The 9,847-nt window shown below is 59.5% G+C and carries 11 protein-coding genes; 2 read left to right on the top strand and 9 right to left on the bottom strand.

The features are described from left to right. Window positions 1-1,053, top strand: a 1,053-nt coding sequence (locus tag AAC035_RS13740) for a beta-ketoacyl synthase N-terminal-like domain-containing protein (protein ID WP_339805113.1), incomplete at its 5' end; no start/stop codon positions are given. Between the two features lie 150 nt (window positions 1,054-1,203). Further along, window positions 1,204-1,947: a fumarate/nitrate reduction transcriptional regulator Fnr gene (fnr, locus tag AAC035_RS13735; RefSeq protein WP_339805111.1), complete on the top strand. Its 744-nt coding sequence runs from the start codon at window positions 1,204-1,206 to the stop codon at window positions 1,945-1,947. Here fnr and AAC035_RS13730 read toward each other — a convergent pair. The 9 genes from AAC035_RS13730 to AAC035_RS13690 form a co-directional block, all read right to left on the bottom strand. Then, the gene (locus tag AAC035_RS13730; protein WP_339805109.1) at window positions 1,894-2,778 is read right to left on the bottom strand and encodes a sugar nucleotide-binding protein; all 885 of its coding nucleotides are present in this window, start codon (window positions 2,776-2,778) and stop codon (window positions 1,894-1,896) included. The genes fnr and AAC035_RS13730 overlap by 54 nt on opposite strands. A gap of 10 nt (window positions 2,779-2,788) precedes the next feature. Next, window positions 2,789-3,883, bottom strand: a complete 1,095-nt coding sequence (gene alr, locus AAC035_RS13725; RefSeq protein WP_339805106.1) for an alanine racemase — start codon at window positions 3,881-3,883, stop codon at window positions 2,789-2,791. Continuing rightward, the gene (gene dnaB / locus AAC035_RS13720; RefSeq protein ID WP_339805105.1) at window positions 3,883-5,280 is read right to left on the bottom strand and encodes a replicative DNA helicase; all 1,398 of its coding nucleotides are present in this window, start codon (window positions 5,278-5,280) and stop codon (window positions 3,883-3,885) included. Before dnaB ends, alr begins: the two co-directional genes overlap by 1 nt. 187 nt (window positions 5,281-5,467) lie before the next feature. Beyond that, entirely contained in the window at window positions 5,468-5,914 is a 447-nt protein-coding gene (rplI, locus tag AAC035_RS13715) for a 50S ribosomal protein L9 (protein WP_339805103.1), read from the bottom strand. A gap of 20 nt (window positions 5,915-5,934) precedes the next feature. Next, window positions 5,935-6,801, bottom strand: a complete 867-nt coding sequence (locus tag AAC035_RS13710) for a hypothetical protein (RefSeq protein ID WP_339805101.1) — start codon at window positions 6,799-6,801, stop codon at window positions 5,935-5,937. A 24-nt stretch (window positions 6,802-6,825) separates the two neighbouring features. Then, entirely contained in the window at window positions 6,826-7,056 is a 231-nt protein-coding gene (gene rpsR / locus AAC035_RS13705) for a 30S ribosomal protein S18 (protein ID WP_189574908.1), read from the bottom strand. 29 nt (window positions 7,057-7,085) lie between these two features. Further along, on the bottom strand, window positions 7,086-7,496 hold the full coding sequence (rpsF, locus tag AAC035_RS13700) for a 30S ribosomal protein S6 (protein WP_339805097.1): 411 nt from the start codon (window positions 7,494-7,496) through the stop codon (window positions 7,086-7,088). 210 nt (window positions 7,497-7,706) lie between these two features. After that, window positions 7,707-8,441 (bottom strand): 23S rRNA (guanosine(2251)-2'-O)-methyltransferase RlmB, encoded by a 735-nt coding sequence (gene rlmB, locus AAC035_RS13695; protein WP_339805096.1) that lies wholly within the window; start codon window positions 8,439-8,441, stop codon window positions 7,707-7,709. 12 nt (window positions 8,442-8,453) lie between these two features. Further along, a partial coding sequence (locus AAC035_RS13690) for a VacB/RNase II family 3'-5' exoribonuclease (RefSeq protein WP_339805094.1) occupies window positions 8,454-9,847 on the bottom strand: 1,394 nt, incomplete at its 5' end.

Raw genomic sequence — 9,847 nt, 5'->3', positions numbered from 1 at the left:
GATACGGATGTTATCGACCGGAAAATCCGTCGCTTCATGGGCACGTCCGCCATGTACAGTTATCTGGCAATGGAGCAGGCCATTGCCCAGTCCGGCCTTACTGACGAGATGATCTCCAATGACCGCACCGGCCTGATTGCGGGTTCAGGCGGCGCCTCCTGTGCCAGCCAGGTGGAAGCCGTGGATATCATGCGCGAAAAAGGCGTGAAGCGCATTGGTGCGTTCATGGTACCCCGCATCATGACCAGCACGGTGTCGGCCTGCCTGGCCACCGCCTATAAGATCCGTGGGGTGAATTACTCCATGTCGTCCGCCTGCGCTACCAGTGCTCACTGCATCGGCCATGCCATGGAGCAGATCCAGATGGGCAAGCAGGATGTGGTGTTCGCCGGTGGCGGCGAGGAAGAAGACTGGAGCCTGACCATGCTGTTTGATGCCATGGGCGCCCTCTCCTTCAAATACAACGAAACGCCGGAAACTGCCTCTCGCCCTTTTGACGTCAGCCGCGACGGCTTCGTCATCGCCGGTGGCGGCGGCATGGTGGTGCTGGAAGAACTGGAGCACGCCCTTAAGCGGGGCGCCAATATCATTGCGGAAATCACCGGCTACGGCGCCACCTCCGATGGCTACGACATGGTCGCGCCCTCCGGTGAAGGTGCTACCCGATGCATGCAGCAGGCCCTGAGCACTGTCGAGGGCGACATCGATTACATCAATGCACACGGCACCAGCACCCCGGTGGGTGATCTGGCGGAAATGGGCGCTGTACGCAAGGTGTTTGCGGACCGGATTCCGCCGGTATCGTCCACCAAGTCCCTGTCCGGCCATTCCCTGGGTGCGGCCGGAGTGCATGAAGCCATTTATTCGCTGCTGATGCTGCAAAACGGGTTCGTGGCAGGCACCGCGAATCTGAACGAACTGGATGAAGAGCTTGCAGGGATACCCATCGTCGGACCCCAGAGCCGTGAGACCGACCTGAATACGGTGATGTCCAACAGTTTCGGGTTTGGCGGCACCAATGCCTCGCTGGTGTTCAGCAAGTTCGCTGACTGACACGGTTGACCAGGGCCGCCTGCGCCAGGTGCGGTAATCTGACGCAGGCCTGACCCGCCAGGGATAACGCACCTTACCATTGGCAAAATCCTGCCAGCGTATTAAGGTGGTCGCTATTATTGACTTACATCAAAGCCAGACGAGTGAATCATGAGCCAGCCCATCAGCATTCGCCAGCAGTCTTCGGTTGCCAAAACCTCTTGTCTGCACTGCAGCCTGAGCAACCTGTGCCTGCCTCTGGCCCTGGATGACAGCGACCTGAGCCAGCTGGATGAGGTGGTGAGTCGCGACCGTGTATTCTCCCGCGGTGAACTTATTTTTTCCCAGAGCACGCCGTTCCGGTCCTGTTTCGCGGTCAAAAGCGGAGCCGTAAAAACTTCGATTATCACCGAGTCAGGGGACGAGCAGATTACCGGGTTCTTCATGCCCGGCGAGCTGGTAGGGCTCGACAGCATGAGCGATGAAGCCCATGCCTCCACAGCCAAGGCCCTGGAACGCACCAATGTCTGTGAAATACCGGTCGACCGGCTGGAAGAGCTGGTACACGTCCTGCCAGGGCTTCAGCACCACCTGTTTCATCTGATGAGCCAGGAAATACGCAACAGTCATCAGTTGTCGGTGTTGCTCAGCAAGAACACAGCGGAGGAGCGGATTGCGGCATTGCTGTTATCGCTGTCAAGCCGGTTCAAGCGCCGCAAACTGTCATCAACCCACTTCAACCTGCCCATGGCAAGAAACGATATCGCCAACTTCCTTGGCCTTGCCGTGGAGACCGTCAGCCGGGTTTTCACCCGCTTCCAGAACCAGGGGCTGATCCGCGCCCGTGGCCGTGATATTGAACTACTGGAGCTGGAGGCCCTGCAGGTCATGGCCCTCGGCAACAGCCAGCCCTGACAGTACCAGTTCATTGGGCAACGCCGTTCGCCAGGGCTGCTGCTTGATCCCAAAGGTATTGCGGATACGCACGCAGCCCAAACTGGCGTTTTCCGGTTCTACCGGCGCCCAGGCCGGCAACGCATCCATGACCCGTGCGGCATTGCCAAATTCCGGTAAGGCCGCAATGGCCAGCGCCAGGTCATACTGGGTAATATCCTCGGCACCGGCATACTGATAAGTGCCCCAGGCTTCTGCGCCACAATCCAGCTGTAACAACACCGCCGTCAGTACCCGGGCCAGGTCATCCGAGGCCACCGGCTGGCCATGGTGACGGCTCGACAGGTTGAGCCGGGTCATCGACATCACTGATTCATGGACCTTGCGGATAAAGCGCTGCAGGCCCCAGCCGGTGCGCAACAGAATATGGCGGGGCAATACAGTGCGAATGGCCTGTTCACATTCCCATTGCCAGATGCCCAGCTGGCCGATGGGATTGCCCGGGTTCGATGCCAGATAGGCACTCTGCTTGCGACCATCAAACACATATGAAGTGGATAGCTGGATCATCACCTTGTTTCTGGCAGCGGCGTGCTCTGCTATCGCCAGTGGAATCGAAAACGCGCGATGCCGGGTCTGCTCCGGATCCGCTTCAGCCGGTTCAGGATCACTCAGCCACATGGCGTTGACGATGACATCAACATCGTCCGGAAGCCATTGCCCGACTTCCTCCACATTGAGGTGGGCGGGATCGCTTATGACCACCGGGGTAACCGCGAGGTGCGTTTTTTTAAGACGGTTCAGCAACAGCCGACCCAATACACCTTTGTCATGAACTACCAGTATTTTCACCCTGCCTCTCTTACCTGGATACCGCAGCAACGGTGCCGGCCTCAAGCCGTGGCACCCGGGCGGTTACACCGGTCAACAACTCATAACTGATGGTACCCGCATGGACCGCCACCTCGTCAACACTGATATTGGCGCCCCACAACTCGACCATATCACCGGCTTCCGCCCCGGGTATCGCGGTCAGATCCACCGCCAGCATGTCCATGGATACCCGGCCGATCAGACGGGCACGCTGCCCCCGCACCCACACCGGCGTGCCGGTGCCTGCGTGACGTGGATAACCATCACCATAACCGATGCTGACCATGCCCATCACCGCCGGGGCGTCGGCACGCCAGCTGTCGCCATACCCAACAGTATCACCGGGAGCCAGTGTGCGCACAGAGATCAATCGCGATTGCAGTGTCATGACGGCCTTCAACCCCGCCTCCGGCCCCTGCTGGCCAATCATCGGAGAGGACCCGTACAGCATGATGCCCGGACGGCTCCAGTCATAAAGCGGCTGCCCCGGCCGGAAATGGGCCGCTGAATTACCCACACTGCGCCACAACCCCGGCCAGGCGGCGGTTGCCGCCTCAAACACCCGGGTCTGGCTGAGGCTGCGTTCACTGGCGGCATCATCGGCGCAGGCAAAGTGAGTCATCATGCCGCGCAGGGTGAAGCCGGCGTCTGCCAGCCCGGGCACAATGGCGGACAATTCCGCTGCGGTGAATCCAAGCCGGTTCATACCGCTGTTCACTTTGAGCCAGAGCACCGGGCGAGCGTCGGTATCCGCCAGCCACTGCAGTTGCTGATGGCTGTGGATCGCCACCTCCAGCCCCAGTGTCTCGCAGCGGGACAGATCCGCCGCCTCATGCACACCCTGAAGCAGCAGAACCGGCTGCTCCAGCCCGGCCGCCCGCAGTAATTCGGCTTCTTCGAGACAGGCTACGGCAAACCGTCCGGCGTCGCCGGCCAGGGCCCTGGCGACCCGCACCAGGCCGTGGCCATAACCGTCCGCTTTGATAACGGCCATGGGCTTTGCGGTGCCGGCCAGCTCGCAGGCCATCCGGTAATTGTGACGCAGGGCCTCGGTATCAATCACCGCAAACGTCTGACGGGGCATCAGTAATCCCCGCCATAATCGCCATGGGCCAGGTCTTCGAATTTGGTGTACTTGCCGATGAAGGCCAGGCGGACGGTACCAATGGGGCCATTACGCTGTTTACCGATTATGATCTCGGCAATGCCCTTGTCCTGGGTATCCTCGTTGTAGACCTCGTCCCGATAGACAAACATGATGACATCGGCGTCCTGCTCGATGGCCCCGGATTCCCGCAGGTCCGAGTTCACTGGCCGCTTGTTGGGCCGCTGCTCGAGACTCCGGTTCAGCTGTGACAATGCCACCACCGGACAACTCAGTTCTTTGGCAAGACCTTTCAGGGAACGGGAAATCTCGGAAATCTCGGCGGTACGCCCCTCGGTATTGCCAGGAACCCGCATCAGCTGGAGGTAATCCACCATGATGAGCCCCAGTTTGCCGCCGTTTTCACGGGCGATACGCCGGGCCCGGGACCGCATCTCGGTGGGACTCAGCGCCGGGGTATCGTCGATGTACAGGGGTTTGTCCTTCAGCAGACTGACCGCCGACGTCAGCCTCGGCCAGTCATCTTCCTCCAGCTTGCCGCTGCGGATGCGGGACTGGTCGATGCGACCCAGTGACGACAGCATCCGCATGACCAGAGCGTCCGCCGGCATTTCCATACTGAACACCACAATAGGCGTTTCGGCAGCCAGCAGCGCATTCTCAACCACGTTCATGGCAAACGTGGTCTTACCCATGGAAGGACGACCGGCGACAATGATCAGGTCTGCCGGCTGCATGCCGGACGTCCACTCATCGAGATCGTTGAAGCCAGTGGTCAGGCCCGTCACCTTCTCACCGGACTCAAACAGCGCTTCAATCCGGGTCAGGGCCTGGGTCAGTATGGGGTTGATGGGCTTGGGCCCGGTGCCTTCCTTGCTGCGGGATTCGGCAATACGAAAGACGTTGCGCTCAGCCTCGTCCAGCAGGTCACTGCTGGTACGCCCCTGGGGGTTGAACGCGGAATCGACAATACCGCCGGACACCTCGATAAGCTGGCGCAGTATGGAACGCTCAGCCACGATCTGGGCATAGGCTCGGATGTTGGCGGCGCTGGGTGTTTTCTCCGCCAGCTCGGCCAGATACGAAAGCCCCCCGGCGTCCTCGATATCCCCTGCCCGCTCCAGGAACTCCGCCAGGGTCACCACATCCAGTGGCTCGCTGTCGGCCGCAAGGCGCTCTACCGCCCCGTAAATCAGGCGATGCTCCTGCCGGTAGAAGTCGATGGCGGTGATGACTTCGGATACCTCATCAAAGCGCCGGTTATCCAGCATCAGGCCGCCCAGCACGGCTTGCTCAGCCTCGACGGAATGGGGGGGCATCTTGATCCGGGAGGTTTCCGGATCCGGCATGGAGACCTTGAAACTGCTATTGGCCATGAGCGCTCTTCAACTTCGGGGAAACGGGAATGGGTGGACCCTTTACGGTTTACAAGGATACCAGAAACAAACAGGCCCGGAAGCCGCTTCCGCGGTCCGGGCCTGTGAACAACAGCAGGTTCTGGCAAACCGGAGGTTTACCAGGCGCCGATGTTGATTCCGACTACTGCGACATCAGTCAGCACACTTACTCAGCAACAACCGCCAGCTTGATGGCAACGGTTACGTCAGAGTGCAACTGAAGCTCGATTTCGTACTCGCCGACGGCGCGGAGCGGGCCTTCGGGCAGACGAACTTCGCTCTTCTCAACGTCAGTACCGCCAGCAGTTACTGCATCCGCAATATCGCGAACGCCGATAGAGCCGAACAGTTTGCCTTCGTCACCCGCCTTGGAGGCGATGGTGAAGGACTGACCTTCCAGCACTTCGGCACGGCTCTGGGCAGTGGCCAGCTTTTCAGCAGCGGCCTTTTCCAGTTCGGCGCGACGCGCTTCAAATGCCTGCAGGTTTTCTGCAGTTGCTGCTACGGCCTTGCCGTAAGGCAGCAGGAAGTTACGACCGTAACCGGACTTAACTTTGACCTTGTCACCCAGGGTACCCAGGTTTGCAACTTTTTCGAGCAGAATAACTTCCATCTCGTTAACCTCTTCGTGCTTTATTCAGCCGGTCCGGAAGACTTGACCCGTCCCCGGAAGTCCAGCCAGCTATCCACAAATGCCAAAACCAGCAACAACAACATAATCGTCGGACCCATCAGCACCAGCGCACCGTAGAAGATCACCAGCCAGAACGAGCCTTTGCCCTTCAGGCCAACAACTCCATGCACCAGAGCCACCGCCGCCACAAACAGAGGCAATCCCGCCACCCAGGCAATCAGTACCGGATTAAAACCGGTCACCGGCACCAGAATGATGGCTACACCGCAGATACTCGCCGTTACGGGGGTCAGGCGGAAGCTGTGAAACTCCTGCCGGAAACCGCCCGGATTGTAGAGCGCCGCCTGCCAATACCGCGCCAGCATTGCAATACCGACGGAGCAGGCCAGAAAGGTCCCGGCGAGACTGGCGTTCATGATATTGCGAATCGCCACTTCCAGCTGGGTGCCCAGTTCCCGGGCTAACTCTGCGTTGTACTGTTCGTAAAACGACACCCCGGCGCCCACCAGCTGATCCAGCAACTCCGGAAACAGGGCAGGTATCACCAACCCGGTTACCAGCGCCAGACTGCTGCCGGCTACCAGAGCCCTCTCCCAGGAGAGGGTTGACCGCAACAGGGTGCACATCAGCACCACATGCAGCAATACTGCCAGTGCCGTAGGGTCCTGTCCGACCCAGCTCCACGCCAGTGCCGGTAACAGGGCCCAGATTCCGACGCTCAGCCCCTGCACAAGGCCCAGCCTGAGTATCACCAGGCCAACCACTGCTGCACCTATCCAGAACATGAAAGGTAGCGCAGTGGTAACTGCGGCTACACCACCTGCCTGGAGGGGACCTCGCATAACAAATTGTGCAAGTGCACGCATGGTCCCGGATCCTGTGACGAAAACTTAGTTGTCGTGGCTGTCCGTGTACGGCAGCAGAGCCAGGTAGCGAGCGCGCTTGATAGCGGTCGACAGCTGACGCTGGTAACGGGCCTTGGTGCCGGTGATACGGCTGGGCACGATCTTGCCGGTTTCAGTAACATAACCTTTCAGCGTGTCCAGATCCTTGTAATCGATCTCTTTGACACCTTCTGCCGTGAAACGACAGAACTTACGACGTCTGAAAAAACGAGCCATGGTCTAACTCCTCAACTCCGGATGGGTGATTACTCTTCTTCGTCCTGGGTATCTTCTTCGGGACGACGCTCTTCGCTGCCCTCTGGGCTGCGACGGCGATCATCACGACGATCTTCCCGGGATTCAGCAGCCTTCATCGGGGACATGGCAGTGTCGGCGCTGTCGCGGCGAATCACCATGTCACGAATGATGGCATCGTTGAACCGGAAGTTGTGAGCCAGTTCATCCAGAGCCGTCTGTGAACATTCGATGTTCATCAGAACGTAGTGAGCCTTGTGAATCTTGTTGATCGGGTAAGCCAGATGACGACGACCCCAGTCTTCAAGACGGTGTATCTGGCCGCCATCTTCAGTGATAACGCTGGTGTAACGCTCGATCATGGCGGGCACTTGCTCGCTCTGATCAGGGTGCACCATAAAAACAACTTCGTAGTGACGCATGTCTTCTCCCTACGGTTTGAACAGCCTCTTACGAGCGTAGGCTCTGTAAAAAGCAAGGAGTGGGCAGTGTTGAGACTGCCGGATTTGGGCTAGAAACTGCCCGGAGCGCACCGCAATGGCGTAAAAATCCGGACAATAAAAAACCACCCCCTGGAAAAGGGGTGGTGCATTCTAGACGTACCGCCATTCTGATGCAAGCTGAACAGAACGTCAGCCCCGCTGCCGCAAGGCCTCGTAGAGACAGACACCGGTGGCCACCGAGACGTTCAGACTGTCCACCAGGCCCTTCATCGGCAGGTTGATCAGCAGGTCGCAATGTTCACGGGTCAGCCGTCGCATACCCTTGCCTTCAGCCCCCATGACCAGAGCCACGGGACCGGTAAAATCAGCCTGGTACAGGCTGGCATCCGCTTCGCCTGCGGTGCCGATCAGCCAGATGCCCTGGTCCTTGAGTGCCCGCAGACAGCGGGCCAGGTTGGTCACCCGCACCAGCGGCACGGTTTCAGCGGCGCCACTGGCCACCTTGCGCACGGTCGGCGTCAGCGACGCCGACTTGTCCCGGGGCACAATCACCGCCGCCACGCCCGCAGCATCCGCTGTGCGCAGACAGGCGCCAAGGTTATGGGGATCGGTGACCCCGTCCAGCACCAGCAACAGTGGCGGAGCCTCCTGTTTCGCCAGCAGCACGAACAGGTCGTCCTCCGTCCATTCCCGGCTTTCGGATACCAGCGCCACTACGCCCTGGTGAACACCGTTAACCCGGCTGTCCAGTTCGCGCCGGTGCACTATCGCCCAGGTGACGCCCTGTTCATCCAGAACATCGGTAATCGCCTTGACGCGCTTGTCCTGACGCCCCTGCTGAATCCAGACCTGCTGCAAACGCTCAGGTTCTTTCTTGACCACCGCTTCAACGGCGTGCCAGCCAAATACAAATTCTTCAGACACGGAACCGGTTCCTTAGCGCCCTGAGCGGGATCTTTTCTTGCCGGCAGGTTTGCTGTCCGGACCCGATGGTTTTTTGCCGGCTTCCCGGGCGGCGTCAGCAACCAGTTGCTCCCGGGCCGACGAAGACTTGTCAGCGGACGGTCCGGAACGGTCACCCCCGCTCCGACCCTTGCCCCTCTGCCGGGATTTGCCGGAGCGCTCGCCTTTACCGGCACGATCGCCCTTACCGGTTTTGCGGCCCTTGTCCGACTTGTCCCCCAGCGCATCCCGATCGGCCTGACGACGGGTCGGCTCGCTGACCAGCTCCAGGTCAATCTTGCGATCTTCCAGGCCCACCCGCATCACCTTGACCCGCACGGTGTCACCAAGCCGGAAGCTGACCGAGGTACGCTCACCGATCAGACGGTGCTTGCCGGCATCGTGGTGATAGAAGTCGCCGCTGAGGGTTGATACATGTACCAGACCCTCTATATAGACTCCGGACAGCTCTACAAAGAAGCCGAACGGAGTGACCGCCGCAATAACACCATCAAACTCCGAACCCACGTGCTCGCGCAGATACTCGCACTTGAGCCAGGCCATCACATCACGGGTGGCATCATCCGCCCTGCGCTCAGCCATGGAACAATGCTGACCAAGCTGGGTTACCCGGGCCAGGTCATAGGGGTACTTTGCCAGCTCGCTGTCGCGATGCTCTGGCTGAATGGCATCTTTCGCCGTATTGGCGCCATGAATCACCGACTTGATGGCACGATGCACAATCAGGTCCGGGTAGCGACGAATCGGCGATGTAAAGTGGGTATAGCTGGGAAAGCCGAGGCCGAAGTGGCCATTTTCTTCCGGGCTGTACACCGCCTGACTCAGGGATCGCAACATGACCATCTGGATAACATGGGAATCCGGCCGGTCCGCGATACTGGCCAGCAACGCCTGATAATCCGACGACTTCGGACTGTTACCGCCGCCAAGCTGCAGACCCAGTTCCGCCAGGAACAACCGCACGCCGGCAAGTCGCTCTTCCGACGGGCCATCGTGGACCCGGTACAGGGACGGAATTTCATACTTTTTCTGGAAGCGCGCGGTGGCCACGTTGGCGCACAGCATGCACTCCTCCACGATCTTGTGAGCATCATTGCGCTGAACCGGCACGATCTCCTCGATCTTGCGGGCTGCGTCAAAAATCACCCGGGTTTCCGTGGTCTCAAAATCGATAGCGCCCCGCTCGGTACGGGACTTGCGCAGCAGCTTGTACAAACCATACAGATCGTGGAGCTGAGGGAGAATGTCCGAGTACAGGCTGCAGAGGTTATAGCCGATGTCAGAGTCCGGATGCTCCAGCATCTGACTGACCTTGGTGTAGGTCAGTCGGGCATGACTGTGCATCACCCCCTGATAAAAGCTGTAAC

Source organism: uncultured Marinobacter sp. (genome assembly GCF_963974375.1).
GTDB lineage: Bacteria > Pseudomonadota > Gammaproteobacteria > Pseudomonadales > Oleiphilaceae > Marinobacter.
Note: the sequence above shows the minus strand (reverse complement) of the source record. Positions and strands in the feature narration are given on the sequence as shown.

Bases quoted from the DNA above. Each gene is read 5' to 3' on its own strand.
- fnr (WP_339805111.1), top strand. From the start codon at position 1,204: ATGAGCCAGCCCATCAGCATTCGCCAGCAGTCTTCGGTTGCCAAAACC.
- alr (WP_339805106.1), bottom strand. From the start codon at position 3,883: ATGCCCCGTCAGACGTTTGCGGTGATTGATACCGAGGCCCTGCGTCAC.
- dnaB (WP_339805105.1), bottom strand. From the start codon at position 5,280: ATGGCCAATAGCAGTTTCAAGGTCTCCATGCCGGATCCGGAAACCTCC.
- rplI (WP_339805103.1), bottom strand. From the start codon at position 5,914: ATGGAAGTTATTCTGCTCGAAAAAGTTGCAAACCTGGGTACCCTGGGT.
- AAC035_RS13710 (WP_339805101.1), bottom strand. From the start codon at position 6,801: ATGCGTGCACTTGCACAATTTGTTATGCGAGGTCCCCTCCAGGCAGGT.
- rpsR (WP_189574908.1), bottom strand. From the start codon at position 7,056: ATGGCTCGTTTTTTCAGACGTCGTAAGTTCTGTCGTTTCACGGCAGAA.
- rpsF (WP_339805097.1), bottom strand. From the start codon at position 7,496: ATGCGTCACTACGAAGTTGTTTTTATGGTGCACCCTGATCAGAGCGAG.